Source organism: Photobacterium sp. DNB23_23_1 (genome assembly GCF_052873815.1).
In genome coordinates this window covers 24,835-51,580 of the sequence record NZ_JBNNXT010000015.1, presented here as the reverse complement: position 1 = coordinate 51,580, position 26,746 = coordinate 24,835, and the positions used below count along the sequence as shown (strand labels likewise).

At 44.4% G+C, this 26,746-nt stretch carries 23 protein-coding genes and 2 pseudogenes; 9 read left to right on the top strand and 16 right to left on the bottom strand.

The genetic code is table 11. The annotated features are described in order from the left end of the window. Positions 1-48: 48 nt before the first annotated feature. Both pdsR and pdsS read left to right on the top strand, forming a co-directional pair. Complete coding sequence (gene pdsR / locus ACVA53_RS11630; protein ID WP_446505188.1) at positions 49-735, top strand: proteobacterial dedicated sortase system response regulator; 687 nt, start codon at positions 49-51, stop codon at positions 733-735. Beyond that, entirely contained in the window at positions 735-2,966 is a 2,232-nt protein-coding gene (pdsS, locus tag ACVA53_RS11625) for a proteobacterial dedicated sortase system histidine kinase (RefSeq protein WP_446505187.1), read from the top strand. The genes pdsR and pdsS overlap by 1 nt, the downstream gene beginning before the upstream one ends. A 525-nt stretch (positions 2,967-3,491) precedes the next feature. Here pdsS and ACVA53_RS11620 read toward each other — a convergent pair. The 3 genes from ACVA53_RS11620 to ACVA53_RS11610 form a co-directional block, all read right to left on the bottom strand. Further along, positions 3,492-3,659 carry a hypothetical protein gene (locus ACVA53_RS11620; RefSeq protein WP_255040452.1) on the bottom strand — a complete coding sequence of 56 codons (168 nt, stop codon included), beginning with the start codon at positions 3,657-3,659 and terminating at the stop codon, positions 3,492-3,494. A gap of 295 nt (positions 3,660-3,954) precedes the next feature. Beyond that, the gene (gcvT, locus tag ACVA53_RS11615) at positions 3,955-5,073 is read right to left on the bottom strand and encodes a glycine cleavage system aminomethyltransferase GcvT (RefSeq protein WP_446505186.1); all 1,119 of its coding nucleotides are present in this window, start codon (positions 5,071-5,073) and stop codon (positions 3,955-3,957) included. Positions 5,074-5,438: 365 nt separating this feature from the next. Then, positions 5,439-6,074 carry a helix-turn-helix domain-containing protein gene (locus tag ACVA53_RS11610; protein WP_255040449.1) on the bottom strand — a complete coding sequence of 212 codons (636 nt, stop codon included), beginning with the start codon at positions 6,072-6,074 and terminating at the stop codon, positions 5,439-5,441. A gap of 572 nt (positions 6,075-6,646) precedes the next feature. Here ACVA53_RS11610 and ACVA53_RS11605 point away from each other — a divergent pair. The 4 genes from ACVA53_RS11605 (at position 6,647) to ACVA53_RS11590 (ending at position 12,607) form a co-directional block, all read left to right on the top strand. Next, on the top strand, positions 6,647-7,942 hold the full coding sequence (locus ACVA53_RS11605) for a serine hydroxymethyltransferase (RefSeq protein WP_446505185.1): 1,296 nt from the start codon (positions 6,647-6,649) through the stop codon (positions 7,940-7,942). Positions 7,943-8,055: 113 nt separating this feature from the next. Beyond that, positions 8,056-8,436 (top strand): glycine cleavage system protein GcvH, encoded by a 381-nt coding sequence (gene gcvH / locus ACVA53_RS11600; protein ID WP_255040447.1) that lies wholly within the window; start codon positions 8,056-8,058, stop codon positions 8,434-8,436. 126 nt (positions 8,437-8,562) lie between these two features. After that, complete coding sequence (gene gcvP / locus ACVA53_RS11595; protein WP_446505184.1) at positions 8,563-11,460, top strand: aminomethyl-transferring glycine dehydrogenase; 2,898 nt, start codon at positions 8,563-8,565, stop codon at positions 11,458-11,460. A 397-nt stretch (positions 11,461-11,857) separates the two neighbouring features. Beyond that, positions 11,858-12,607: an RluA family pseudouridine synthase gene (locus ACVA53_RS11590; protein ID WP_446505183.1), complete on the top strand. Its 750-nt coding sequence runs from the start codon at positions 11,858-11,860 to the stop codon at positions 12,605-12,607. A gap of 111 nt (positions 12,608-12,718) precedes the next feature. Here the strand turns inward: ACVA53_RS11590 and ACVA53_RS11585 are convergent, their stop codons facing one another. The 7 genes and pseudogenes from ACVA53_RS11585 to ACVA53_RS11555 all read right to left on the bottom strand — a co-directional run bounded on the left by ACVA53_RS11585 (position 12,719) and on the right by ACVA53_RS11555 (position 19,051). Further along, the gene (locus ACVA53_RS11585) at positions 12,719-13,987 is read right to left on the bottom strand and encodes a sensor histidine kinase (RefSeq protein WP_446505182.1); all 1,269 of its coding nucleotides are present in this window, start codon (positions 13,985-13,987) and stop codon (positions 12,719-12,721) included. 10 nt (positions 13,988-13,997) lie between these two features. Continuing rightward, a complete protein-coding gene (locus tag ACVA53_RS11580) occupies positions 13,998-14,684 on the bottom strand; it encodes a response regulator transcription factor (protein ID WP_255040443.1) in 687 nt (228 codons plus the stop codon). A gap of 70 nt (positions 14,685-14,754) precedes the next feature. Further along, a pseudogene (locus ACVA53_RS11575) lies at positions 14,755-14,934 on the bottom strand (hypothetical protein); the annotation flags it as partial. A 34-nt stretch (positions 14,935-14,968) separates the two neighbouring features. Next, positions 14,969-15,277, bottom strand: a pseudogene (locus ACVA53_RS11570) (TolC family protein); the annotation flags it as partial. Between the two features lie 220 nt (positions 15,278-15,497). Beyond that, positions 15,498-16,031, bottom strand: a complete 534-nt coding sequence (locus ACVA53_RS11565; RefSeq protein WP_446505181.1) for an acyl-CoA thioesterase — start codon at positions 16,029-16,031, stop codon at positions 15,498-15,500. 284 nt (positions 16,032-16,315) lie between these two features. Beyond that, positions 16,316-17,848: a phospholipase D family protein gene (locus ACVA53_RS11560; RefSeq protein ID WP_446505180.1), complete on the bottom strand. Its 1,533-nt coding sequence runs from the start codon at positions 17,846-17,848 to the stop codon at positions 16,316-16,318. Between the two features lie 75 nt (positions 17,849-17,923). Then, positions 17,924-19,051: an AI-2E family transporter gene (locus ACVA53_RS11555; RefSeq protein ID WP_255040587.1), complete on the bottom strand. Its 1,128-nt coding sequence runs from the start codon at positions 19,049-19,051 to the stop codon at positions 17,924-17,926. A gap of 266 nt (positions 19,052-19,317) precedes the next feature. Between ACVA53_RS11555 and ACVA53_RS11550 the strand changes: the two genes are divergently transcribed. Then, entirely contained in the window at positions 19,318-20,352 is a 1,035-nt protein-coding gene (locus tag ACVA53_RS11550) for a lactonase family protein (RefSeq protein WP_446505179.1), read from the top strand. A gap of 76 nt (positions 20,353-20,428) precedes the next feature. Here the strand turns inward: ACVA53_RS11550 and ACVA53_RS11545 are convergent, their stop codons facing one another. After that, a complete protein-coding gene (locus ACVA53_RS11545; protein ID WP_446505178.1) occupies positions 20,429-21,076 on the bottom strand; it encodes an HAD family hydrolase in 648 nt (215 codons plus the stop codon). 279 nt (positions 21,077-21,355) lie between these two features. On the opposite strand from ACVA53_RS11545, the gene trmY reads away from it, so the two are divergent. Then, positions 21,356-21,952: a tRNA (pseudouridine(54)-N(1))-methyltransferase TrmY gene (trmY, locus tag ACVA53_RS11540; protein ID WP_446505177.1), complete on the top strand. Its 597-nt coding sequence runs from the start codon at positions 21,356-21,358 to the stop codon at positions 21,950-21,952. 124 nt (positions 21,953-22,076) lie between these two features. On the opposite strand, the gene ACVA53_RS11535 is transcribed toward trmY, so the two are convergent. The 4 genes from ACVA53_RS11535 to ACVA53_RS11520 all read right to left on the bottom strand — a co-directional run bounded on the left by ACVA53_RS11535 (position 22,077) and on the right by ACVA53_RS11520 (position 25,851). Further along, positions 22,077-22,556 (bottom strand): peptide-methionine (S)-S-oxide reductase, encoded by a 480-nt coding sequence (locus tag ACVA53_RS11535; protein ID WP_255040435.1) that lies wholly within the window; start codon positions 22,554-22,556, stop codon positions 22,077-22,079. Positions 22,557-22,642: 86 nt separating this feature from the next. Then, entirely contained in the window at positions 22,643-23,449 is an 807-nt protein-coding gene (locus ACVA53_RS11530) for a fumarylacetoacetate hydrolase family protein (protein WP_446505176.1), read from the bottom strand. Between the two features lie 108 nt (positions 23,450-23,557). Further along, positions 23,558-24,802 carry a DEAD/DEAH box helicase gene (locus ACVA53_RS11525; protein ID WP_255040433.1) on the bottom strand — a complete coding sequence of 415 codons (1,245 nt, stop codon included), beginning with the start codon at positions 24,800-24,802 and terminating at the stop codon, positions 23,558-23,560. A 116-nt stretch (positions 24,803-24,918) separates the two neighbouring features. Continuing rightward, on the bottom strand, positions 24,919-25,851 hold the full coding sequence (locus tag ACVA53_RS11520; protein WP_255040432.1) for a putative 2-dehydropantoate 2-reductase: 933 nt from the start codon (positions 25,849-25,851) through the stop codon (positions 24,919-24,921). Between the two features lie 381 nt (positions 25,852-26,232). Here ACVA53_RS11520 and ACVA53_RS11515 point away from each other — a divergent pair, with 381 nt between their 5' ends. Next, a complete protein-coding gene (locus tag ACVA53_RS11515; protein ID WP_255040431.1) occupies positions 26,233-26,484 on the top strand; it encodes a hypothetical protein in 252 nt (83 codons plus the stop codon). Positions 26,485-26,502: 18 nt separating this feature from the next. Here the strand turns inward: ACVA53_RS11515 and ACVA53_RS11510 are convergent, their stop codons facing one another. Continuing rightward, the gene (locus tag ACVA53_RS11510; RefSeq protein ID WP_274125034.1) at positions 26,503-26,640 is read right to left on the bottom strand and encodes a hypothetical protein; all 138 of its coding nucleotides are present in this window, start codon (positions 26,638-26,640) and stop codon (positions 26,503-26,505) included. Positions 26,641-26,746 lie beyond the last annotated feature (106 nt).

The following is a 26,746-nucleotide window of genomic DNA, read 5'->3' as shown; positions in this document are numbered from 1 at the left end:
TAACACGCTGTATGGGTTCTAAGCCATGAAAAAAACAGGTACTAGCTCATGAAAAAAATTGTCATTGTCGAAGATGAAAGAGCCATCCGTGAAAACTATATCGATGTACTAAAAAAGCATGGTTACGATGTACAAGGCTATGACAACCGCCCTGATGCGCAGGCTGCTTTTGAATCAGAGCTGCCAGATTTGGCCATTATCGATATTGGCTTGCAGGATGAGATAGATGGCGGTTTTACCTTATGCCAATCACTCCGTGCGCTATCACCGATCTTGCCGATCATTTTCCTCACCGCCAGAGACAGCGACTTCGACACGGTATGTGGTTTGCGTATGGGCGCCGATGACTACCTAACCAAAGATGTCAGCCTGCCCCATCTGATTGCCCGTATTGCGGCACTATTTCGCCGTAGCGATCTGATGCTGCAACCCACCGAGAAAGTAGAGCTTATTCAACACGGTGATCTTTCCATCGATAAAAACAAAATGCAGGTCTTTTGGCAGCAGCACCTTGTTGAATTAACTGTCACCGAGTTTTGGATGGTATATGCACTAGCTAAGCGTCCAGGTCATGTTAAAAGTCGACACGACCTCATGGACGAAGCGCAAGTAGTGGTTGATGACAGTACGATTACCTCCCATATCAAACGAATCCGTAAAAAATTCATGCAGTTCGATAACAAGTTTGACTGTATCAACACGGTTTATGGCATGGGCTACCGCTGGGGGGCTTAATGCAAAAAAATTTATTACGAAAGCTCTCAGCTGTCGACCTTAAACGACTAAAGCCAGTCTGTGGCCTACGCACAAAAATCACCTTAATTGCCTGCTTATTACTGACGCTCCCTTGGATTGGCTATAACTACATCCTCGAAATGGAAAAGCTCTTGCGCCAGGGCCAAGAGCAAACCTTAGTGGGAACCACAAGGGCCGTCGCCACTGCGCTGAATGAGCGCCCTAACCTATTTACCGACCAAGCCAGTTTTTTGCAATCGGTGCAAAAAGGCCGTGATCTTTATGCCTACGAACTAAGATCGGCAATCAAACTCGACGGACAGCTCAATGACTGGTCAGATTATTCCGAACAAGTTGTGCATTATGGTAGAGAGTATGTTCAGTTCAGTCGCTGGCCGTACCAACGAAGCAACCTTCGCTTCAACCATATGGTCGGAAAATACGATGGTTATCTATACGCCATGTTTGAGGTGAAAGATAACAAACCCGTTATGCGCCGAAAGGGCTCAGCACGAGTCGATAGAAATGATCATCTGATCATCGCAATAACCACACCCAGTGGTGAATTTCATCGCTATGTCATTTCCGTCTATGAAGACGGATGGTTCAATGCCTGGCAAATCAATGGAGACATCACTAACCCGGCCGATTTAGCCCTTGAAAGCCAAATCCAAGGGTATTGGCATACCACCGACAACGGCTACAACATTGAACTGCGTCTTCCTTTAGACATGCTGGGCAGCAAACTGGGTTTTGCCTTTTATGATGTTAATAACACCAGCAACCGTGAGATTGACACCATTATTGGCACATCGAACACCAACCAAATGAGCAAGCTCGGCACCGTACTTATCCCCTCACCAGAAATTGAAAATATCCTCAAAGGGATGGGACACACCAGTTCACGTATTTGGGTCATTGATCGACACCAGCGGATCTTGGCCCAAACTGGTGATATTCAGGAGTCAAACGGTGTGTGGTCGTCCTCCGTCAAATATGGCGATGAAACTGATTCGTGGTGGGCATCGCTAGAGCAAAAATGGCTCCACCCGTTGTACTACCGCTACCTTATCAATGAGCCCACCGCATTTCATGATGCGCTCAAAGATGCGGCCAAGGTTGAAGGGGTGCATATATACCAGGCCCTTCAAGGCCGTGGGTATTCGCTTTGGCGCCGTTCTAATGACGGCAAAGCCATGATTTTAGCGGCCGCCTACCCTATTTGGTTAGGTGACAACGTAATGGGTGCTGTTGTTGCTGAAGAATCGACCATTGGTATTCAAACGTTACGTAACCGTGCCCTTGAGAAGTTACTCAATGCACTCATCGCTATTATTGTGGTTGGCACCCTAACCCTGTTCTTATTCGCCTCTAATATCTCAAGAAGAGTGAGAAAGCTTAGTAATGAAGCCGAGAACGCCATTGATAGCCAAGGTAAAATTCAGCACACTATTACTGCATCGACCGAGAGCGATGAAATTGGCGACTTAAGTCGCAGTTTAACGGGTATGGTCAGCCGATTGGGTCAATATAACCATTATCTTGAGAACCTCTCGTCTCGCTTGTCGCATGAGTTACGCACACCGGTTGCGGTCGTTCGTTCTTCTATCGAAAACCTGTCAATGCAAGATCAAGATGAAGATTCTAAACGCTACATAGAACGTGCACAGGAAGGAATTCAACGTCTAAATACGATTTTATCGAGCATGACAGAAGCCACCCGCATAGAACAAAGTTTGCAGGGTGCGGAAAAAGAGGTATTCCCGCTCAATGAACTGGTTGAAGGGTGTATGCAGGGGTATCAGATGGCCTATGAGAACCAAAGCTTCAGGGTCGATACAGGTAACGCCCCTGTACTGGTTGATGGTGCACCAGATTACTTGGCACAGATGCTCGACAAGCTGATTTCAAACGCCGTCGACTTTAGCCAGAATGAGCAGCCTGTTCAGGTGACATTGTCACAGAGAGATTCTCAGGTTTGCTTGATGGTCAGTAATGAAGGTCCACTTCTTCCTGATGATATGGGCGATCAGCTACTGAACTCTATGGTATCCGTTCGTACTCAAAGCCAACAAGACAAACCACACTTAGGGCTTGGGTTGTTCATAGCACGCTTGATTACCGACTACCATCAAGGAAAGATTCTGCTTAGAAATCGCAAAGATAAACAAGGTGTTGAAGTCTGCGTCACGTTTCCTGTTGCGACGCCAAAAGGAGCATCAAAAGACTAGGCCATAACAGCAGCGGTAAACAAACCAATTGCCGCTGCTATTGCTACGATCGCTAACACGATCTCGAATAACATTTCTCGCATATTTAATTGCTCACGAACAAACAATGGAAACTTAGTCAAATATTGCCGCATAACCATATAACTCATAAGGTTTAATGAAAGCAGAATAGATTCATCAGCATGATGAAGAATAACCTAGCTATCATTAGTTGATAAACTCACCTTATAGATAGTACGCCTACCGGCTAAATATAAGCTGAACAGTTGAATGACGAGCCATTGATTTAGCGAATATCTGAAACAGAAAGCAAAACACTTAAGCCATTGTTTTAATGTCATTTAAAGTCAAATACAAACGCTTCAGCCAGGACACTGAAAAAGAACATAGTAATAAAAAATATGAATGACACAACCTGACAGCTTTCATTCAGCAATGAATAAGAAAAAACATAGACCAAAAGTCGTTACAATAAAATATAGAAAATAACCTCATCAATATTATCTATTAACAGAGCTTATTAATTTATTCATTTGCTTCATTCAATGAATCAGCATTCTTTTCCTCTTCCCGCCATACGTCACTTTTTGCATCACTTGTCTTAGCAAAAATTTCCAACTCTTTTTGCTCTATAGCCTGATATTGTTTTTCGCAGACTGAACGCGTGATCTTGTCTGTACCATAGGAAGACATACAACGGTCCATATACTCATCAAACCCCATTAGGAAAGATTCCGCAGAGATGCTGAACGAGGTTATCATCATCAAAGCAACTAGTGATACTGGGCGCTTGTGGAAGTGAGTCTTATGGACATTACAATTATTCATATCAACCTCAGCTGTATTGGCTGTGCCTTTCCTATAGCAAAGTTGATTTCTGAGTATTTTTCCAACCAGACTTTGAGATAAATAAAGGAGCCAGTATGGCTCCTTTATTTATCAATAAAAAACTCATTTTATATCAATACATTATTGATATTATAATTATTTAACCACGGTAATAGTTCTGAGGAACAAAGGGCATTTTTTCTACTGTCATCGGTAATTTCTTGCCACGAACTTCAGCAAAAATTTCAGTGCCAATCACAGCGAAATCAGTTTGAACATAACCCATTGCTACTGGTGCCCCTTTTGTTGGGCCAAAGGTGCCTGAAGTCACAATACCAATCTCATTACCATCAGCATCAAACAATTTGCTACCTTCACGCACAGGGGCTTTAGACTGACCCTGTAAGCCAATACGTTTACGAACAATATCTTTCGTTTTAATCTGCTCAAGAATGATATCAGCGCCAGGGAATCCACCAGCACGTTCACCATCAGCTCGACGTGGCTTACTAATACCCCATAGCAAGCTTGCTTCTACCGGTGTTGTCGTTGTATCGAGGTCGTGACCATACAAACACAGGCCACACTCAAGGCGTAGTGAGTCACGAGCACCAAGGCCGATCCATTCCACTTCCTCCTGACCCAATAACTCACGCGCTAGCTCTTCAGCTTTGTTGGCAGGCACAGAGATCTCATAGCCATCTTCACCGGTGTAGCCTGAACGGCTAACCAAACACTCAATGCCTAATAGCTCAACCTTGGCGGCATCCATAAAGACCATGTCACTAACAACAGGGTTCAAGCGTGCCAGCACTTGCGCAGCTTTTGGACCTTGCAATGCTAGAAGTGCGCGCTCTTCAATAATTTCCATAGTGACATCATCAGGAAGATGCGCTTGGATGTGTGCAATATCTTGTTCTTTACATGCCGCGTTAACAACAACGAACAGGTGATCACCAAAGTTGGTTACCATCAAATCATCAAGGATTCCGCCCTGCTCATTGGTGAAGAAGGCATAGCGCTGCTTTCCTGCCGGAAGATCAATAATATCGACAGGAACTAGCGACTCGATAACTTTTGCTGCATTTTCACCATGAAGACGCAATTGCCCCATATGGGAAACATCGAATAGACCAGCCGACTCACGGCAATGGATATGCTCTTTACGTACACCCAACGCGTATTGCACTGGCATATCATAACCAGCAAAAGGCACCATCTTGGCCCCCATTTCAATGTGAAGTGCGTGTAGTGGTGTTACCAGTAGTTCTTGTGACATATGATTTTACTCCATACACCGCGAGCAAAGCGGCGATACTCCATATCAGCTGTTACAACCATGTTAGACATGGTTTCTTATAGTAAACAAAGTTTCCTATCATTCAACCGTGCAACATCACACATTTGAACCACAGGTTAAAGTTTCTCGAATTAACATTTTTTCAAAACAAGAGGAACCTATTGTTAAGTTCCTCCTTTCGACTTGCGGCACATCAAATGTTAAAACCATCAATAGCGTTAACAATCAGAGCATCACTATATGACCCTGAAAAACCGAGACACTGGCAGCTAAACAAGCTAAGAACAAGATGTGTTTACTGCTCTGAACAGATTCGGGCCTCACCCAGCCCGTGACGGCGTCACTTATGAGGCGGTCACCCACAATATCAAAGCATCGTCCTCGCTAAGAGAAGTCAGCATGTGTCCCATATTGGCATCGTAATAAACTGAGTCACCTTGGTTTAATGTGACCGGTTCATAAAACTCTGAATAAAAAGTAATATCCCCTTCGAGTACCAACAGAAACTCTTCACCATCATGACGGATCCAATCGCTGTAGTCTTCAAAAGCCCGTGCCCGTACTTTTGATTTAAAGGGCATCATCTTTTTATTGGTCAACTGAGTAGCCAAAAGCTCATGTTCATAAGTTGTGGTTGGGTGCGGCTTACCCTGCTCTTTTCGAGTAATATCCCTGCGTCCTGTGGCTTTCAGTTGCTTAGGTGGAGCAAAAAGTTGTGGAATATCAATCTCCAACCCACTAGCGAGCTTTTGCATCGCCTGAAAGGTTGGTGAAATTTGCTCATTTTCAATCTTAGATAACGTAGAGCGAGCCAATCCAGTCCGCTTACTGGCTTCTTCAAGCGTCAAGCCATGCGCCATACGGATTTCCTTGAGCCTTTTTCCTAATTGCATTGGCTCAATTTTGTCTGCCTTTTCAGATTCAAACTCTTTCACGACGGTCATAGATGGGTATACATCAACCTGTTGTTCGTCACTCATTACGTCCCTCCCTGGTAACGGCGTTCATTTCATTCTGGCATAGAGGTCCGGAAACTTAAAAGCTCATCGGTAAAAAAAATATGACCAATGCATCATATTTGAAATTTAGTTTCCTAAAGGAAACAGGCCGTTTTTCAACCAGTCACACTACCCAATCTCGCAAAGATACACTCACAATCAGCCAGTTCACACACCTATTTGTAAATGCTCTGTAGAACGTCTCGACCCCATGCACAACAAGGAATAAGACACACATTTAACTTTTTTGCCACAGTGAATCATTCAGTATTCTTTAGAAAAAAGTTAACACCATATTAGAAATTTAGTTTGCAAAAGGCAAACGTTTGCGTAAAATTATGACCATTAAAGTACATGATATTCCACTATTGGAAATTTTCGTTTAATCGGCTATTTATAGTAAGGCATGTTATGCAGTTGTTAGGGGTGATGCGGTACTCAACACGTATTACCGATAAATAGCAACGTTTAACAAGGACTATCCATAACAACGATATACGCTTTGGCTCGGAACAAGGGATACCTTTAAGAGCGCGATTAGAGGATAACGCGAAATGAAAGCTTCATACCAAAACCACGATTTAGAAGTGTTCTTCTCAACCCACCTTGCTGAGGTTGATGGTGCAGTAAACGCTGGCATTGCCGCCGAACTAGCCCGCCAAAACCAGCAGATTGAGTTAATTGCCTCTGAGAACATTGTGTCAAAAGCGGTCATGCAAGCCCAAGGTAGCTGTCTAACCAACAAGTATGCCGAAGGTTATGCGGGACGCCGTTATTACGGTGGTTGTGAGCATGTCGACGAAGTTGAACGCATCGCTATTGCCCGCGCCAAGCAGCTTTTCCAATGTGAGTACGTTAATGTTCAGCCACACTCTGGCGCACAAGCCAATGGTGCCGTAATGCTGGCCCTACTTCAGCCAGGTGACACTATCTTGGGTATGTCCTTGGATGCGGGTGGCCACCTAACACACGGTGCGCGCCCTGCTCTCTCTGGCAAATGGTTTGATGCTGTTCAATACGGTGTCGATAAAGAAACTTGCGAAATTGATTACGCGCAAGTGCGTCAGATTGCTATCGAAAGCAAGCCGAAAATGATCATTGCCGGTGGTTCGGCCATTCCTCGTGTAATCGATTTTGCTAAGTTCCGTGCCATTGCCGATGAAGTGGGTGCTTTTCTCATGGTGGATATGGCCCATATTGCTGGCCTTATTGCTGCTGGCGAACATCCTAGCCCTATTCCTCATGCCCACGTTGTTACGACGACAACGCACAAAACATTGCGTGGCCCTCGTGGCGGCATGATCTTGACCAACCACGAAGACATCAATAAGAAGATAAATTCAGCGGTATTCCCAGGCCTTCAAGGCGGCCCGCTAATGCACGTTATTGCGGGTAAAGCCGTTGCTCTAGGTGAAGCGCTAGAGCCAGAATTTAAGTTATATATCAAGAATGTGATCAGCAACGCGAAAGTCTTGGCCGAAGTCCTGCAAGCTCGCGGTTGTGACATTGTGACTAACGGAACCGACACCCACCTGATGCTTGTAGACCTTCGTCCAAAAGGCCTTAAAGGTAACCAAGCAGAGGAAGCGCTCGAGCGTGCCGGCATTACCTGTAACAAAAACGGTATACCTTTTGATCCTGAAAAACCAATGGTGACATCGGGTATTCGTCTAGGTACACCTGCTGGCACAAGCCGAGGCTTTGGTGCTGACGAATTCAAACAAATTGGTCAATGGATAGGCGATGTACTTGACGGTTTGGCAGCAAACCCTGAAGACAACAGCGCTGTAGAGCAAAAAGTGAAGCAACAGGTTCAGAAGCTTTGCAGCCGCTTCCCTCTTTACCAATAAGTTAACAAGTACAATCTGTTTTATTGACCTCGTTTTTTGACCTAGCGGCCGGCACCGACCGGCCACTGAAACAATTAATAAAATCTGCGGAAAGATTGCGCAAGGAGTTTTTAATGGAAAATACACTGAAGTTCGCTGAAAGCCACGAATGGGTACTAGACAATGGTGACGGCACTATCACTATGGGTATCTCTAACCACGCTCAAGGCCTTCTAGGTGATGTTGTATTTGTTGACCTTCCAGAAGTTGGCGATTCAACAGAAGCAGGCGAATCTTTCTCTCTTGTTGAGTCAGTCAAAGCTGCATCTGATATCTACGCACCTGTTACAGGCGAAATCGTTGAAATCAACGAAGAGCTGGAAGACAGCCCAGAGCTTGTAAACGAAGAACCATACGAAGGCGGCTGGATTGCTAAAATCAAAGTTCAGGATGTAGAGGAACTCTCTAAACTGATCGACGGCGAAAAATACCTTGCGACCATCGACGAAGACTAATTGAGCCGGGCTTTCAGGTTATTTCACCTGAAAGCCCTCATAACATGTAATAGCTCAACTACTCGATGACCATTAACTATTGCAATATGCTCAATGCAATAGGTAGTAACTGTTCAGGAAAGAACCATGACCGACATGACTCTTCTAAATGCATTAAGTGACGATATGGAATTTGCAGGCCGCCACAATGGCCCAGATTCGGTACAACAAAAAATCATGCTGGAAACCATCGGCGTATCAAGCGTTGATCAGCTAATCGATGAGACGGTTCCGGCAGCAATTCGCCTACCTGAGCCTATGCAGCTCGACCTGCCTCAAAGCGAAGCGGATATGCTGGCCTCACTTAAAGCTATTGCCAGCAAGAACATCATCAACCGCAGCTATATCGGTCAGGGTTACTACAACACCTTTACTCCGAACGTTATTCTACGCAACATATTGGAAAACCCAGGTTGGTACACCGCTTATACGCCTTACCAACCTGAAATTTCCCAAGGTCGTCTTGAGTCACTGCTTAACTACCAGCAAATGATCATGGACCTGACCGGTATGGAGCTAGCCAACGCATCCCTATTGGATGAAGCAACCGCAGCGGCTGAAGCGATGACTTTGTGCCAGCGTGCTAGCAAAAACAAGAGCAAGGCGTTCTTCGTTTCTAACGAATTGCACTCGCAAACCGTTGACGTTGTCCTGACTCGTGCTGGTTACATCGGTATTGAGATCATCCGCGGTGATATTCAAGATCTCGATAAACACGACGTATTCGGTGCTTTGGTTCAATACCCTGGAACAACCGGTAATATTCAAGATCTGACTGATATTATCGAAGCCGCACACGCCAAGAAGACCTTAGTGGCGGTGGCATCAGACCTTCTCGCACTTACCCTACTAAAAGCGCCGGGTGAAATGGGCGCAGATGTCGTGATTGGTTCAGCACAACGCTTCGGCGTACCGATGGGCTTTGGTGGCCCACACGCTGGCTTCATGGCAACGAAAGATAAACATAAGCGTACAATGCCTGGCCGTGTTATTGGTGTGTCTAAAGACTCCCGTGACAACCAAGCACTTCGTATGGCAATGCAAACCCGTGAGCAGCACATCCGCCGCGAAAAAGCGACATCGAACATCTGTACCGCTCAGGCTCTGCTTGCCAACATGGCTGCATTCTATGCGCTATACCATGGTCCCGAAGGCCTACGTAAGATCGGCCGCCGCGTACATCACCTAACGGCAATCCTAGCTGCTGGCCTGCGCAACTCGGGCATTGAACTAGCAAACGACAGCTTCTTCGATACCCTAACTCTGAACACGGGCAAGAAAACCACTGAGTTCTACAACAAGGCACTTGATGCGGGTATCAACCTACGTAAGTACCCAACTTCTAATGAAAATAGCGGACAGCTAGGTATAAGTATCGACGAAACCACAAAAGTGGCTGACATCGAAGACCTATTGGCAATCTTCAGCGGTGACAACCTGAAAGCATCCATGTTCACTGCAGACATCGCCAGTGACGAATTTGCTGCTATCCCAGAAAGCTGCCGTCGTACCAGCCAATACCTGACACACCCAGTATTCAACCAGTACCACAGTGAAACGCTTATGATGCGTTACATGAAGAAGCTGGAAAACAAAGATTATTCACTGACCCACGGCATGATCCCGCTGGGCAGCTGTACCATGAAGCTAAATGCTGCAGCAGAGATGATCCCGGTCACTTGGCCTGAATTTGGTCAGCTGCACCCATTCGCACCAGCAGACCAAGCCAAAGGCTACGCTGAGCTAGCCGATAACCTATCGAAAATGCTGTGTGAAATCACCGGCTACGATGCGTTCTCACTACAGCCTAACTCTGGTGCTCAAGGTGAATATGCCGGTCTTATCGCTATCCAGCGTTACCATGAAGCCAATGGCGATGCACACCGTAATGTTTGTTTAATCCCAAGCTCTGCTCACGGTACCAACCCAGCATCTGCTGCCATGGTATCGATGAAGGTTGTGGTTGTTGGCTGTGATGACCAAGGCAACATCGATGTTGACGATTTGAAAGCGAAGATCGAAAAACACCGTGATAACCTGTCATGCATCATGATCACCTACCCTTCTACCCACGGTGTCTATGAAGAAGCCGTACAGGAAGTGTGTGAGCTTGTTCATGAGGCTGGCGGTCAAGTGTACCTAGACGGTGCCAACATGAACGCACAGGTTGGCCTAACTAGCCCAGGGTTCATTGGTTCTGACGTTTCTCACCTGAACCTACACAAGACCTTCTGTATTCCACACGGTGGAGGTGGCCCAGGAATGGGACCTATCGGTGTTAAATCTCACCTTGCCCCATTCCTCCCGGGTCACGTTGAGAACACAGAAGCAGAGCAGCAACAATACGCGGTATCAGCCGCAGATCTTGGTTCAGCGTCTATTCTACCAATCTCTTACGCTTACATTGCAATGATGGGTGAAACGGGACTGACTGAAGCAACCAAGCTAGCGATTCTGAACGCTAACTACGTGATGGAGCGTCTACGTCCGCACTACCCGGTTCTATACCGTGGTACTCATGGCCGTATTGCACACGAATGTATTATCGATATTCGCCCAATCAAAGAAGCGTCAGGCATTTCAGAAGAAGATGTTGCCAAACGTCTGATGGACTACGGTTTCCACGCGCCAACCATGTCGTTCCCTGTTGCAGGCACGCTAATGATTGAGCCAACGGAATCAGAAGACATTGCCGAGCTAGATCGCTTCTGTGATGCGATGATTGCAATCCGTCATGAAATCGCCCGTGTACAAGACGGCGAATGGGATCTACAAGACAACCCGCTGGTTAATGCGCCACACACTCAAGTCGATATCATGGACACCGAGTGGAACCGCAGTTATAGCCGCGAGCTTGCTTGCTTCCCATCGACGCAAACCAAAGACTCGAAGTACTGGCCAACCGTAAACCGCGTTGATAACGTGTTCGGTGACCGTAACTTGGTATGTTCTTGCCCAAGCATCGAGAGCTATATCGAAGACTAGGGTTGTTGATCATGTCATATCAAGTTGGATAACAGCTTATACCAATCTGGATAAGTAATTGATCAAGTACTTGCACTGGAAAAATCGTTGTTATCAAGGCAGATATTGCAGTAACTAGTGGCTCTAATTACAAAATATCTAACGTAGAGAACAGCGATTTTAACCTGCAAGACTGATCAAATATTTATGTAGGTTGGTATTTGATAAGAGCAGAAGAACAAAAGCGAACCCAAGTAGGTTCGCTTTTTATTTTCAATTTTTTCCTTTGATGAAAAGAGGCTGAGAAATTCCAGATAATCTCTGCCATTGCAAAGCAACCAATTTACCGACAAAGTAGTGGCCAACTTAACCCATCTATTATATAAACCTTCCCTCTTTAGTACATCAGGGCCCTTAAATGTCTATATCTGACTCCTCTACGAATGAAATAATTGATACTTTTGTGGCACCCGAGTGTCTGGCTAGGGTAAAGATCCTTTATCAAGATAATGATATTTTATTGATTAACAAGCCGAGTGGTTTGTTAAGTTTATCGGGTAAAAACCCGCTTAATTGGGATTCAGTGCATTACCGTTTAGTTAACGGTCAAGACGCTACGCAGACTAAAAAAGCAACGCCTGCTTTTGAGGATGCTAAGTTGCCACATCGGCTAGATTTAGGAACTTCTGGCATTATGGTGGTGGGGCTTAACCATGCTGCATCTAAGAATCTGAATAAACAGTTTCAAGCACGGACGGTACAAAAGCGCTATCTGGCTATGTTAGCGGGGTGGGTTGAAGCTGACGGTGGTCAAATATCTGCCCCCATTGCTAAAGATAAAACGTTGTTTCCCCGTGTAAAGATTTGCCACTGTACGGGGAAAAGTGCCATTAGTGACTATCAGGTAATTAGTCGATTGGGTAATCCCCCTAGAACGTTAGTGCAATACACCCCCCTTACAGGTCGCACCCATCAATTGCGGATCCATAGCCTTGAAATTGGCCACCCTATTTTAGGTTGTGATCTTTATAACAGCCCTAATCTCAGCAACAGCTCTGAAGCTAATGACGTCTCACAGCGCTTAATGCTCCATGCCAGCGATATTTACTTCACTCATCCAGTTACAGGCGAGCCTATCCATGGTCATAGCCCAAGTCCATTTAAGTGATAAATGTCACGTCTACACTTATTTCGAGTTTGTGCGCTCAAATTTTCAGTGTTCCGAACTTATGCGCAGATAAGATAACGTATTAATATTAAATCAAGTTATCCAGAACATTTATTCAAAAGCGCTATCAAACACCACTTCTACTCGCCATCCATCGTTTGATTGTATGGTGTGATACTGCCATCCGTATTGGGAAATAAGCCGCTGGGTAAGCTCTAACCCAAGGCCGAAGCCCAAGTCATCCTGCACTTTTGGCGCATTAAAATTGTGATTAACAATAGAAATTTGATTACCGTTCTGTTCAATGACAACCTCACCATGGTGGGTGTGTTGAAAAGCATTGCGAATAAGGTTTGTCATGACGATACGATAAAGTCCTTCAGGTAACACCATTTCAGTCTCATCAACGCTGATATGAACATCCACCAGCTTGCCCTGAAGTAGATAATGAAGCTCAGATTCAATTTGCGTTATCAACTCGCCCACTTTAAGGCTGCGACTCGGTAGCACCTTGCCCTCATGGCGATTTAACCAAAGCAGGGTTTCTGTTAAGTCAGTCATCGTAAAAACGGCCCGATCGATCCTATCTAGTACCTCTAACTGCTTATCTGGTGCAATTTGCTTGGTAATCATCTTACGTAGCAGTTCACTATTAGTGCGGGTAACCGCGATAGGTGTTCGCAGTTCATGGCTGGCATAACCGAGAAAGCGCTGCTCCCGCTCCAAGCTTTCTTGTACTGAGCTCAAGCTGGATTTAATAAGCCCAGCAAGGGAGTTAAGTTCGCTGTAATGAAAATTTGGTACAGGCTGAGTTAACTGCTCTTTGTCTAACAATTTCGCCCAATCTCTTAAACGTTCGACTGGTGAAGATATCTTTCTTTGCACCACTAGCAGTACCAGTGCAAAAAAAACAATAGCAGCCAATCCGGTAAGGATAATGTAGAAGAACGGTGGTACCTCTTCATTTAAACGCTTATGTGTCTCAAAATCATCCAGCACTAATGAGATAAAGCGGACTTGTTCCTCTCTAACCACTTTCATCACAAAGTAGCCAAATTCAGGCGGCGAAAAAATGGCTGTGCCTCCTATTTTTTTATGCAATTGACCAGGATCCAGATCATCAGCGTGCCAGTTATCCTGGATCTGTTGCGGTAGGTCTTCCCACTTTGATGCAATGGTTAGTTCATCCATTTGTAACGGCGTATTTTTTTCACCTAGTGGTAGCTCGGAAACCTGAGAGCGAAAAAACTCCGTCATGGCGGAGTCCATGCCGGAAAAGAAGTACCTAACAGCTGTAACGGTAAGAACGCCAATAGTAACCGTACCAGTGAGCAGCATAGCTACCAAAAAGTAGATCCGAATACTTGGCCTGATTCTCATTACTTGTCACTCACTCTATTTCAGACTTTTTCAACGCAAAGCCATGGCCGGTTATGGTGTGTATTAATTTATTCTCAGCGTTGGCGTCCACCGCTTTTCGCACATTGAACATATGTACTTTCAAGCTATTACTGTCGGGTTGCTCATCTCCCCATACGGCTTGCATCAATGTCCCTCGAGAGACTGGATTAGGGCTATCCCGCATTAAGCACTCGAGTAACTTAAACCCAATAGGTGAAAGCTTTATGGGCTCCCCGGCCTTGGTGGCCCTTTTTTTCTGTAAGTCGAGCTCTAGATCTTCCACTACAAGCTTGCTAATCTGCCCGCTACGGCGGCGAGCAAGTACTTGTGACCGAACAATCAGCTCTTCCATGGCGAACGGCTTGACCAAGTAGTCATCCGCACCTTTCGAAAAGCCGGTCAGTTTGTCGTCTAGGGTATCGCGGGCGGTCAACATCAGTATCGGTACATCGATCCCTTGAGCACGAATACGCTCACACACTTCAAGGCCATTCATCTTGGGTAAGTTGAGGTCCAATACCACAACATCGTAATGGTTGGACGTAATAAGCTGATGACCGGACAGTCCATTCGCCGCATGGTCACACTGGATTCCTTCCAGCTCTAGGTAATCAATAACCGCTTTGGCCAAATCTATGTCATCTTCGACCAGCAAGAGTTGCAAGTTATCGGCCATGATGGATTCCCTTGTTAGGCTTTAAATAATGCCCCGCAGTGTAACTACGAGGCTATATAAAGTTGACGGATCAAGCCAATTCCAGCGGTGAGTTATCCGCTTTCATACGACATTTCACTTTGTTAATCAGTTGTTTTACATCATTTTGAATCATCAATAATGATGGTGTTAACATTAAAGTGATCACAGTTGCAAACAAAATCCCGTAACCCAGCGCCGCTGCTGCCGGTATCAAGAACTGTGCTTGCATGATTTGCAGCGACATCTTTTTGGGATGCACCAGTAACATCAGAAAGTCGTTGCCATATATCCAGCTCCCAGCTGACGGTTAGATCAGCATTGTAGCTCTCATTACTTCCCTCGGACTTTTCGCCAGAGAAACCAACCTCTACACTAGGGAGTTGATCAGCATAGTTTACCCCCTTCTGGGCGTAAGCGATTTTTAACGCCATAACACTTTGCTGCAAACTGGGGTTATTCGCTAACGCCAAAGTCAGGTATTGCTCCAGCTCGGGCACATTAATTAGATCGGTGATCAGGTTCGGCGCTTGCTGCCCATCCTGCACTGGTGGCGTTTGCTCTATCCTCTCCATAAGTTGCTGGATGGATATATTTTGGTTGTTGCAAAATCAGCCTCTCCCGTTGTCACACAGCCAAACAGGCCGAACAACATCAGAGAAACCAGTGAATATCGAAACATCATTAATGCTATCTCCCACTACAATGCGGATAAGATAGCGACATGAGGGTTAAAAGGGGGTTAAGGTAGTTTTAATTGTTCGCAAGCGTTAACCCCATTGGATATCTTAATTATCATTCACCGATCGGTGGCCAAGGCCTATGCTGCTCTGAATCAATCCACTCTGTAACCCACTGAGGAAGAATAGGTGTATTAACTGGCGCATCCATCGCTTCGAGTAATTGTTGCGGTGAAACCAAACCACTTTTAGATGTTACACCGGCTCGAATTAACACAGAAGAACACGGTTTTCCATAAACCCACATTGATTGCTCAACATACAACCACTTATCATCCCAGCCTACGCACTGTGAGTACATTTTCACTTTGTGAAACATATGAATACGTTTGCGATAACGCACTGAACTGCCTGCCACGACCAAAGCCCAACGCTTTTTCGCCAGTACCTTCATCAACCCACAGCGAATTCCAAGTTCAGTACGCCCCAAATCATAAAGGGTGAGGACTCGACCATTGTTCATTTCATTAAAGATATCGAGGTCCCATGGGTGGCATGAGAATGAAATTTCATTTTTGTCAGTTAGGTGAACCGGGGAACTGCGCTTGGCTTGCCATAACACTTTTGCTAAACGTAAAAACGGGTACATAATCAGCTTTTCCTTAAACTGTTATCTTTATTTTTTAGTCTACTGACATATTTCATTATGGTAATGAAAGTATCATCTATACACTATAGAGCTAAAAATCTAAACACAAGGGATAAGACTAAACTGTCGGTAAACAATCACTCATATATACATAAATAGCCAGAATAATGAAGAACACCAATACACTAACGTATAGTGGTGGGCCTCGAACAACTTTACAGGAAAATAACTATTGAAAATTTTATGGCGCAATTCATTTAAAATAATGAACGTTACAACCTAATTCACAAGTATTTCTCTATCGGAAATAACTGCAAAAAGCGTGATTGAAGTTGTTCCCACTGACCAGCCTCTGGTTCGCTGCTCCAACTTTCTGAGCCGGAATACCAATAGATGTCACCTTTATCTAATTTCAATCGCCAACTATTATCTTCGTCCATCGCCTGCTCAATATCATCAGCCAGACGTTCAGCGATGCGCTCATCTTCAACCACCAGAATCGATTCTGTATTGAGGTAGGTTGAGCGTAAGTTGAAATTAAAAGAACCAATTACAGCCACTTCCCTATCAAAAACAACAGACTTCGCATGTAAGCCATAGGCCGTTTCTGGTGCACATTTTGATTCATCTCTCGTCGATTCCACACACAATTGCGTATCTGGTTTTAACTCAAACAGCTTTAAACCGTGATCAAGCATATCTTGTCGGCGGCCTGCATAACCAGAATGGTTAGTGACAAGGTCATTAGAAACCATTGAGTTAGTGATAACTTTAATCTCGGTGCCATTATTTGTTATTAACTGCAGCTTATCCAATTGACGATCATCAAATATCAGATATGCCGATTCCACTAGCATTTCTTGCCTAGAAATATTAGATAATTTGGCCAACAACCTAGCCGTATCCTTTGGCTCGCTGGTGTTACCGACATCAACAGGTACAGGCTGGTCAGAAATATAGCGAGCTTGAACCCAAGTCATCTCGTCCATTGTGTGCTTTAAGAAAGTTTTTGCTACATCTCTTCCCTCAGGTAAAGCCGGGTATTCCTTATAACGGGGAACTAGAATCGTATTTAATTCTGGTAGTTCTGTTGAAGCTTCCCCACTCAGCAAGCTAACAGGGTATGACCAGCGGCTATCCCAGTACTCACCGAAGCTCGCTTGGATTTCGTTTACCACCGATCCCATTACCAGTACATCACGGTCACGGAAGTTGATTTCATCAGACAGATCAAAATATTCATCACCAATATTACGTCCCCCAACAACCGACACAGCACCGTCAACAGTGAATGACTTATTGTGCATACGGCGGTTTAAGCGATCAAAATCACCTAAAAAGGTAAGCCACTTTGTTACTCCACGACGAGTGGGGATCGGATTAAATATTCGGATCTCTATGTGAGGGTGCGAATCTAGTGCTTCTAATAGGTCTTCTCGTTCATTGAGGTTAATATCATCAAGCATTACACGTACTTGAACGCCGCGATCAGCAGCCACTATCAGGCGTTTTGCCAAGTATTTGCCCGACACGTCAGAATTCCATATGTAATACTGAATATCGATACTGTGTTCAGCTGTTTCGATGAGTGCTAATCGCTGTGCCAGTGCATCCCAACCAGTATCCTGCAACAGTACCGCACTCGTTCTTTGCTTAGGCTGCTCTGGTCGATATGTGTCTGTCAAGTTGGACAATGTGCTCGTTAATGGGGAGACCGGCGGTTCAGGTAGATGTTCAATTTCCTTGGGGAGGGACGTACAACCGTTAATAATTGCAACGAAGAACATGATTACACTAATGCGTTGGAGCACTGGCATTTATATCCTTTCCTTTTTATTATCCATTTCATTTAGTCCATATCAAGACGGCAAGGTTTGATTATAAGCGGTTAGTTAACCCTCGTCTTCTGTTATCTCTTTCTTATCATTAGTGATTTCTGCCCCTTCACTCTCAGATTCCACCCACTTCATAAAGACCTGATAACCAGCAGAAAGAAAAGCAGCACCAATAAACATACCTAATATACCGCCTGACATCATGCCTCCGATAGCACCTATCAACACAACAGGCATCGGCACCTCAAGCCCTCTGCCAAGGATCATTGGTTTTAAGAAGTTATCGACCAAACTGGCCGCAATGATCAACACGGTAAAGATCGAATTGTGCAATGTCGATGAATCACCGCTAGACCAGAGTATTGCCACGACAACAAGCGCCACAATCGTTACCGGTAGCTGCATAATGGCAAAAATTAACGCAATGAGAGTGAACAAAGCTGCGGCAGGTACACCAGATAGCGCGACAGTGGCCCCAAAAATTATCGCAGTCAAAAACGCGATACCGATGATACCTACAGCCACCTGCCTAATTGTCGCAGTGGTTAATGTGTGTAATTCAGGCCCTCTAACATTATCGGAAAAGCTGATGAAAATACGCCGCATAGAATGGCTGCCAGGCTCCGCCCAAGCCAACATGATACCAGCAATGATAATCGCACCAATCAATATGAAAACACTTCTTGCCGCTCCACTAGCTCTTTCAAGAAACCAACTCGATAAATTCTTAAGCTGCGGCTGCCGTTTTTCGACAAACCTCGGTAAATCAGCAGCTGCTTCATCCCAAGCATCATGCATTTTTTCACCAATCAACGGCCATTCTTTAACACTTTCCGTAGGTTTCGGAACGACCAGTTCCCCAGCTTCGTAAGACTCATAAGTACCAAAAATTTTAGATGCAAATGAATTCCCGACCATTGCGGTGGGAACACCTAATAGCAGAACACCAACAATGGCGATTAGCGTCGATGCCCGTGCGGCTGACCAACCAAGTTTTGCGCCCAAAAATTGTCGAACGGGATAAAGTGCAATGGCAAGGACCAGTGCCCACATCAGGATAGGAAGAAACGGCATGAATGCCCAGAAACAAACCAAGACAATAAATGCGATTACGGAAAAATGTATCAACGAAGCCGTAAATGCTTTGGTCAGTATTTGCTTTAATTTTTCATTATCGTTTTCCATCATTCTACCTTCTGGATGAGTAAGATCTTTATTCAAAGACGAATATTCTTGCTAATAAACTATATACCCAATCGGCCTTTTTTCGTTTTTACAATATTGATTGTTTCAATTCCCTACCCACTCAGACAAAGAAAACCTAGCAACACTTTACCTGTACTCGTCAACTACTTCACACTTTAACCAATTGATTGTTATTCAGTATTGCTGTCTAAGTAGCTAGACGGCATGGTAACTGACAGTTTTTTATACATCTTTCAGGCTTATTTATGACAACTAATGACCATCTGCACTTTTATATTGGCACCTACACGGATACACCGAGCACTAGCGAAGGTATTGCGCACATCACATTAGACCCTAAAACGGGTCAGCTATACCGACAGGAAGATTTAGCATATTTGCGAAACCCTACTTACCTAGCGTCTACAGAGGATGGGATCTATAGCTTTAGTGAAATATCACAACAAGAAGGTGCTGCACTCTACTTCAAATCAAGTATTGGCAATATTTATCTACCTATTTCTGGGGATTACCCTTGCCACATTGATGTTAAAGCCCCTTACCTCGCCGTTGCAAATTATGGTTCAGGTAATGTGTCTGTATATCAACTTGATGAAGCTGGTAGGCCTATACAAGTGATTACAGAACTCTTTGAGCAAGGTAGCGGACCTCATACCGAACGCCAACAATCCGCCCATGCGCATCAAGTTACTTTTTTAAAGAAAACGAACCATTTGGTTTCAGTTGATCTAGGGACGGATAGTATCCATTTTTATCACTATGATAACCAAAAAGACACGCACAGCTTTACCTTAGACCAAAGTGTCATCATGCCAGCAGGCTCTGGGCCTCGCCATCTTGTCTTTAACCAAAATGAAACACGTGCATACGTGGTATGCGAACTAAACGAAACACTTGTAGTCCTAACCCAAAATAACGGCATTTGGGATGTTTCATATGAATGCTCGCTGTTATTGAATGAGGTAAATGGTGAAGCAGCCTCCGCAATACGGCTATCACCTGATGAAAAATTTATTTATGTATCTTGCAGATCTCAAAATCTAATCAGTATTTTTAAGGTCTCAGGTGATACCCCTTCAAGACTCAATGCATTTGATTGTTTAGGGAATCACCCAAGAGACTTAACTCTATCTTCTGATGGCAATTGGTTAATCGTGGCCAATCTATTCTCTGACAATATAGTCAGCTTTCATCGAAATACAGAGACAGGAGAAATAGCGCCAACGGGATATCAATGCCGCATAGATGCCCCCATTTGTTTGGCTGAAGTGACTAATTGAAGTGTTAAATCTTGTAGAAACAGGGTGAGCAAATAGGAAAGTGCCGCTGTGGAATCACAGAGGCACCAATATTTAGTTATGCTGTTTTCAACTTAGCAAGTACTTCGTGAAGAGAAGGGACAATCGCATGGCCGAACTGGCGTACTTCGGCACAAGGTTCAACCAAATCAGGGATCTGGAACGTCATCATGTTCGCCGCAACGGCCGATCGTACGCCATTATTAGAGTCTTCGAAGGCAAGACAACTTTCAGGCTCAACATTTAAACGACTAGCCGCCAGTTGGTAAATCTCTGGGTGAGGCTTACCATTTGCCACTTCACAACCTGTTGTCAGGTTATCAATGTACTTTGTCAGGCCTGCCAACTCTAACTTTATCTTAGCAACTTCATGAGCAGTAGAGGTCGCGACAGCGACAGGTGTTCCTTGAGCTTTCAACCACTCCAAAAGCTCTATCACACCCTCTTTTACAGGGATTGCTTGATGTTTGACCACAGCATTATAGCGCGTACGCCATTCCTCATGCAGACGGCCCAAGTCATCGCCATAAGCTTTACGAAAGATAGCCTCGATGCCAGCAGCATTACGGCCAATGATTGAAAGGTAAATATCTTCATGGAAGGGAAGGTTTTGTACTTCGCAAGCTTCTTTAAAGATACGCATACAAACGCGTTCTGTATCGAGAAGCAAGCCATCCATATCGAAAATAGCAGCTTGATAATTCATTACTTTACAGACTTATTGGTGGAGACAGCGCATTCTGACACAAGACAAGATGATTTACCTATAAAAATGGTTCGAGAAACAATTCTATACACAATCCCTCTCAAAGCACTCTGGTGGCCTTTTTATCATTAGTTGCTGTTTCGAAGGCTATTCATACGCATTATTTCAGTTACATACTACAACAAAGGTGCGATAATCTTGACCTCTGTATCCCGACAATAAGTCTGTATACAACAGAACATTGATTCAAAAGTAATTTAATCAGTAGGACCCCCTTCAATGCGCGCCTTTGTATTACGAGCCAGATCCGCTCCTACCGACAGCCAGCAACTACTGGCTTCAGTTGGCCAAGAAGCTCATACCGAAATTTTGGCCCACACCCTAATGAATTCTATCTTTGTCGCGCAATCGCACCGCGAAGATGTCATCGTACACTTGGTATTGGAAAGTACGCAGGACTTCTCTCGAACAGTGACTTTTGTTGCCAATGTGATGACCAATATTGGTGGCTTCCATGAGCAAGCCTTGCTCGCCAAGGTTGCCAAAGCATTGGACGCTTCACGTGGCATGACCAAAGAGCAAGAGAGACAAGTTGAACCGGGGATCACCGTTCAAACCAAAAGCTTCGAAAAGTTAGTAAAAGAACTCGCTGAAGATTACCAACTTTATATGATGGACAAGAAAGGCACATCGATTCGCGAACAAGAGTTCAGCGGTAACTCTTGTTTCTTGTTGACCGATCATATCCCAATGCCGAAGAAAACCTATAAGAGCCTGGAGCGCCTTGGTACACAAAAGATTAGCCTTGGGCCAAAGATGATTTTCGCATCACAGTGTGTGGTACTGATCCACAATGAACTGGATCTTTACGAATAATCTTTACGATAAATCTTTGCAAAGATTCTTTGGTAACAAGTTCAATAAGTCGCAATTAGCACTTAAAAAGCCCGAATTAGAACTTATAAGCATCAATAGGTTCAATTCGGGTTTTTCAATATATTCAGTTGGATTGCTTGTACTTGTGCAACAGATCTAACGGAATATGGCAGTAATCATTAGGAAAATGCGTTAGTCTGTCTTGGTGCTCTTCATCACTCTTAACGTAATTTGTTAGCGGCATGACCTCAACAACGATACGCTCTCTATCCTTACGCGAGTCGATATATTCTCGGACCTGAACAAGATGTGATGGGTCCTTGCTATACACGCCAGTACGGTACTTTTTCCCTACATCTTCACCCTGTTTATTGACGCTGTATGGGTCAATGATCTCAAAGAAAAATGCCATCAATTGCTTAACTGTCACGGCTTCAGCATTAAATTGAATCAAAACACACTCGGCGTAGCCATCGTAATCGCTTTGGGTCGTATCGGCTGTCCCATTGGCACGACCGGCTTCGGTAGTTATCACTCCGGGTAAGTGCTTCATAAATTCTTGAACGCCCCAAAGGCAGCCACCAGCAAAATAAATTTGTTCCATTCCAGTCTCCTGAGTTCTCGAACGGATTATCTAATTACAAAGAGCACAAAAGCAATAAGAACGCTGGTATTACCTGAACGATAAATCTATTCGACTTTGTTCACCACCTTTCCAACCCCTTCAATAGCGACCGAGACTACATCGCCTTTTCTTAGCGCTTTAGTTCTACCGGGCGTTCCCATGAAAACCAAGTCTCCGGGCTTAAGGGTAAAGTAATGGCTAAGATAACTAACCACTTTCGCTGGTTTATGAATCATATTCTTCGTGCTTTCCTGCTGGACAATTTCACCGTTCAAGCGGGTTGTTAGCACGACATTGTTATAGTCGACCCCAGTAACGATTTCGCCACTAATCGGCCCAAAACCATCGCTAGCTTTAGCTCTCATCCACTGCAAATCTTGTCCTTGCCAATTACGCTCAGTCAGGTCATTACCAGCAAGCACTCCGAAGATAGCATCACTGGCATCTGCTTCTGACGCACCTTTTAGTTCCTTGCCGATAACCAATACCAACTCTCCTTCAAAATGCACATTGGACGCATCATTTGGAAAAACAATAGACTCGCCGGTAGCAATAAGTGAGGACGGTAGCTTCAAAAATAAAGGTGGTGGGGAATCATAATCGGACGAAATATGGCTCGCGAAGTTCATTCCTACTGCAAACACTTTCTCGGGAACCGTGGGGAGTAATATCTTAACTTGGCTACGATTTACAACCTCTCCATCGGGTATATTATCATCAAATATCGAACCTTTTAGAGGCTGAATAGAGTCACCTTTTACCAAACCATACTTGACGTGGTTTTGAAAAGCGTAACGAACATATGAGTCAGCCAAAGCACTTGAACTAAATGGAAGCAACAATACACAAACCGTAAACAGTATTCCTTTCATGCAACATCCTTTTAATGAATAACCTCAACCATCAAAAGTGTAGACTTAATAACACGCTAAAAAGAAAAAAGAGCAACCGAAGTTGCTCTTTGCTCTATTCTAAACGGTCTACTCACTCGCTTTGCGTTTTGGCTTAAACTGCTTAATGCTTTTCTTAGCCTGACTACGGCGGTTAGCTTTTTTATCGCGTGGTGGTCGTTTTCGCTCGGTATTTGTTGTCTGTTCGGCAGGTTTATCCGTCACAGGGAACCCTTCCAGATCAACGGTCTTCATCGAGCGACCTGTTAGTTGTCGAATAGACTTCAACGCCTCGGCTTCGCCATGACAAACTAATGAAATGGCTAAACCATTTTGGCCCGCTCGAGCAGTCCTGCCAACTCGGTGAACATAGACTGGAGCATTCTCTGGAAGATCAGCATTGATCACCACAGGCAACGCATCAACATGAATACCACGGGAAAGCAGATCGGTTGTGATTAACACTCGAGTGTTAAGCGATTTAAAATCAGCTAAGGTCTGTTCACGATCAGACTGCTCTTTATCACCATGCAGTGCCGCAACGCTAATACCGGCTTTAGTCAGACGTTTTGCTAGCGTATCTGCAGCTTTCTTTTCGCTCACAAAGACAAGTACTTGCTGCCAGTCGTTTTGCTTCAACAAGGCAATCAACGCTTGAGGTTTACTGCCCTTGTTAACTAAATAGAGCTGCTCTTTGATGTCTTCGACCACACTGTTTTTGGAATTGGCAACAATACGTTCAGGCATATACATTAGCCCTACCGCAGCCGCTTCAAGTGACTCTGGTAAGGTTGCAGAAAACAACAGCGTTTGTCTTGCGGCAGGAGCAAAAGAGATTATCTTCTGAACATCAGGCCAAAAACCCATTTCTAACAGTCTATCAGCCTCATCAAGTACCAATAGCTTCAACAGCTGTAGCGACACAAACTCTTTGTTAATAAAGTCCAGTAAACGACCAGGAGTGGCAACGAGTACGTGAGTCCCCCGTTCTAATTCGGTTTGTTGAGTGTCAGGAGAAACACCACCACTTAACATGACCACTTTAATGCCTAGCTTACTGGCCACTTCCTGCAGAGAGGTGGTCACCTGTGAGGCTAACTCGCGCGTTGGTACCAGAATTAAACTTTGGATCTCGTTTTTCCCAGCATCAATCTTCTGCAACATCGGCAAACCAAAAGCAAACGTTTTGCCACTTCCCGTTTGCGCCAACGCCAACACATCTTTCCCTTGAATAACGGCAGGGATGGCGAGTCGCTGTATGTCAGTCGGAGTGGTCAGTTGGCTTGGCAATGCGCTCAACATCATCTTATTTAATTGCAATGAAGCAAAAGTCATGGGCATTAACTGTCAGGATAGAAAAATGGATGCGCAGTCTATCAGTCCATCCGATCATTTTATAGAGACCAGAGACACTTACTTGCCGTCTCAACGGAGAAAAACCGGCTTGGCTGTCATTCATTTGCCACCGATCGATTAACGAAGCTCAGTTGTTGATACAACGCTTCCGTCCTTGGCATATCAACCCCCTGCTCTGCCGCCATATCCAATACATTTTTATACATATACTGTAATTCCATCTCGCGACCATTGCGTCTGTCCAATAACATACTGGTCAAATAGGGTTTCATTTGGGCAGTATTGTTCAACATGATATCGATTAGGCTTGAATCAAGAGTTGAGCCTGTGGCTTTCGCAGCAATACACACCTCTTTCATGATGGCTTTAACCAGTGAAACCGTTTCACCGCAAGCCATGATTTGTGCCGTATCGGTATCTAGTACCGCTGATAGTCCATTATAAGGGACATTCCACAGTAGTTTTTTCCAGCGGGCATCTAGAATGCTATTTTCAACATCGACCTCAACCCCACAGTTGTGAAAGTCGTTGGCAACACTCGTTAATGCAGGCATACCCAACTCACCGTATACGCCCAATGTTAGCCGCCCGTAATCGATATGGTGAATATGACCCGGCCCGACTTTGTTCGAGCAGATAAAACACAACCCACCAGCGGTATATTCAATATTTAACAGTCTGGTAAGCGCCTGTTCGCCACCAATACCATTTTGTAGTAGAAGAACAAGTGTGTTTGGTGTAAGTAAGGGACGAATCAAGGTCTCAAGCTGATGGTTTTGAGTGGTTTTCAGAGCAACAATCACAACATCAGCTTTTGGCATTTCTTCACTGGCGTTATACGCCTTGATAGCATCGGCTGGTATTGAATAGTCGCCGTAATGAGAGTCAACCTTCAAGCCATGCTGGCGAACAAATTGATAATCGCTATTAAGCAAGAAGTGTACATCGTGGCCACCATGATGCAGCCTCGCACCGTAATATCCACCAATCGCACCGGTTCCGATAACGGCATAGATTTTCTGATCCATTCCTTTTGCTCTCCTGTCCCTTTCTTATAACTCGTTAATATACCCAAGTAACTGAATGTTGCTTCCCTCAACGAGAATAGCTTGGTTATAAATGTACAGGATTCACCCAACACAGCAAGGGCAATGGTAAGCAAGAAAACTGATGGTTTTTATCGTTCGCATTTTTATTAAGCAACTGAATCGGCAAGAATTCAATTTTTTCGTTAACCACTGTAATATACCGCACACGGCTATATGAGCTCGTTTGAGATGTCGAGTCTTAGACCTTGACGTTAAGATAACTAACCTTAAAACAACGTTGCTCTTTTAGATAAAAGGTGATGGCAATCAGCCTACACTTTGCTGATAATAAAAGAACAACAGCACGAATAAGATGAAATTATGATCAATGAAGATGATGTAATCACCAACCTAGACGAACTAGAAGCATTTCTGCTTTCAGTAGAAAATGGTGGACTGGGCCTAACAAATGTTGCTGGCATTGCTTTAGCAACCAACAATGCAGATGGTCGCCACTTTGTTGCTGTTCTTGATGATAAGCACCAACTTCTGCTTGGCCGCTGGGTAACTGACGATGTATATGAAAACGGCAAAGATCTTGTCCGCAATGGTCCCCAAAAGCCACTTCACTAAGATAAAAAGCGCTGTGGTTTAAACCATTAGGATTAAACTACAGCGGTAGAATTTGTATGCCACCAATCCGCCATTGGTGGCTTCTGCGAAATTGATTTTCAATAAACGGCTCAAGCTGACTACGTTATCAAAGATTTCGGCTTTAAATTTTATCATACACACCGCATTCCCTTACCTTTACCAACCTTAAGCAGAACACACCGGCAAACATACACTGGCAACATACAGGTGATTAATATCCCAATTCAGCATTTTTAATCAG

Excerpts from the sequence above, each read along its gene's own strand:
- ACVA53_RS11560 (WP_446505180.1), bottom strand. The coding sequence starts at position 17,848 with ATGCCAGTGCTCCAACGCATTAGTGTAATCATGTTCTTCGTTGCAATT.
- ACVA53_RS11525 (WP_255040433.1), bottom strand. The coding sequence starts at position 24,802 with ATGACTTTTGCTTCATTGCAATTAAATAAGATGATGTTGAGCGCATTG.
- pdsR (WP_446505188.1), top strand. The coding sequence starts at position 49 with ATGAAAAAAATTGTCATTGTCGAAGATGAAAGAGCCATCCGTGAAAAC.
- ACVA53_RS11565 (WP_446505181.1), bottom strand. The coding sequence starts at position 16,031 with ATGTACCCGTTTTTACGTTTAGCAAAAGTGTTATGGCAAGCCAAGCGC.
- gcvT (WP_446505186.1), bottom strand. The coding sequence starts at position 5,073 with ATGTCACAAGAACTACTGGTAACACCACTACACGCACTTCACATTGAA.
- ACVA53_RS11620 (WP_255040452.1), bottom strand. The coding sequence starts at position 3,659 with ATGTCTTCCTATGGTACAGACAAGATCACGCGTTCAGTCTGCGAAAAA.
- ACVA53_RS11585 (WP_446505182.1), bottom strand. The coding sequence starts at position 13,987 with ATGAGAATCAGGCCAAGTATTCGGATCTACTTTTTGGTAGCTATGCTG.
- ACVA53_RS11545 (WP_446505178.1), bottom strand. The coding sequence starts at position 21,076 with ATGAATTATCAAGCTGCTATTTTCGATATGGATGGCTTGCTTCTCGAT.
- ACVA53_RS11520 (WP_255040432.1), bottom strand. The coding sequence starts at position 25,851 with ATGGATCAGAAAATCTATGCCGTTATCGGAACCGGTGCGATTGGTGGA.
- ACVA53_RS11580 (WP_255040443.1), bottom strand. The coding sequence starts at position 14,684 with ATGGCCGATAACTTGCAACTCTTGCTGGTCGAAGATGACATAGATTTG.
- trmY (WP_446505177.1), top strand. The coding sequence starts at position 21,356 with ATGCGCGCCTTTGTATTACGAGCCAGATCCGCTCCTACCGACAGCCAG.
- pdsS (WP_446505187.1), top strand. The coding sequence starts at position 735 with ATGCAAAAAAATTTATTACGAAAGCTCTCAGCTGTCGACCTTAAACGA.
- ACVA53_RS11605 (WP_446505185.1), top strand. The coding sequence starts at position 6,647 with ATGAAAGCTTCATACCAAAACCACGATTTAGAAGTGTTCTTCTCAACC.
- ACVA53_RS11590 (WP_446505183.1), top strand. The coding sequence starts at position 11,858 with ATGTCTATATCTGACTCCTCTACGAATGAAATAATTGATACTTTTGTG.
- gcvP (WP_446505184.1), top strand. The coding sequence starts at position 8,563 with ATGACCGACATGACTCTTCTAAATGCATTAAGTGACGATATGGAATTT.
- ACVA53_RS11555 (WP_255040587.1), bottom strand. The coding sequence starts at position 19,051 with ATGGAAAACGATAATGAAAAATTAAAGCAAATACTGACCAAAGCATTT.
- ACVA53_RS11510 (WP_274125034.1), bottom strand. The coding sequence starts at position 26,640 with ATGATAAAATTTAAAGCCGAAATCTTTGATAACGTAGTCAGCTTGAGC.
- ACVA53_RS11515 (WP_255040431.1), top strand. The coding sequence starts at position 26,233 with ATGATCAATGAAGATGATGTAATCACCAACCTAGACGAACTAGAAGCA.
- ACVA53_RS11535 (WP_255040435.1), bottom strand. The coding sequence starts at position 22,556 with ATGGAACAAATTTATTTTGCTGGTGGCTGCCTTTGGGGCGTTCAAGAA.
- ACVA53_RS11610 (WP_255040449.1), bottom strand. The coding sequence starts at position 6,074 with ATGAGTGACGAACAACAGGTTGATGTATACCCATCTATGACCGTCGTG.
- gcvH (WP_255040447.1), top strand. The coding sequence starts at position 8,056 with ATGGAAAATACACTGAAGTTCGCTGAAAGCCACGAATGGGTACTAGAC.
- ACVA53_RS11530 (WP_446505176.1), bottom strand. The coding sequence starts at position 23,449 with ATGAAAGGAATACTGTTTACGGTTTGTGTATTGTTGCTTCCATTTAGT.
- ACVA53_RS11550 (WP_446505179.1), top strand. The coding sequence starts at position 19,318 with ATGACAACTAATGACCATCTGCACTTTTATATTGGCACCTACACGGAT.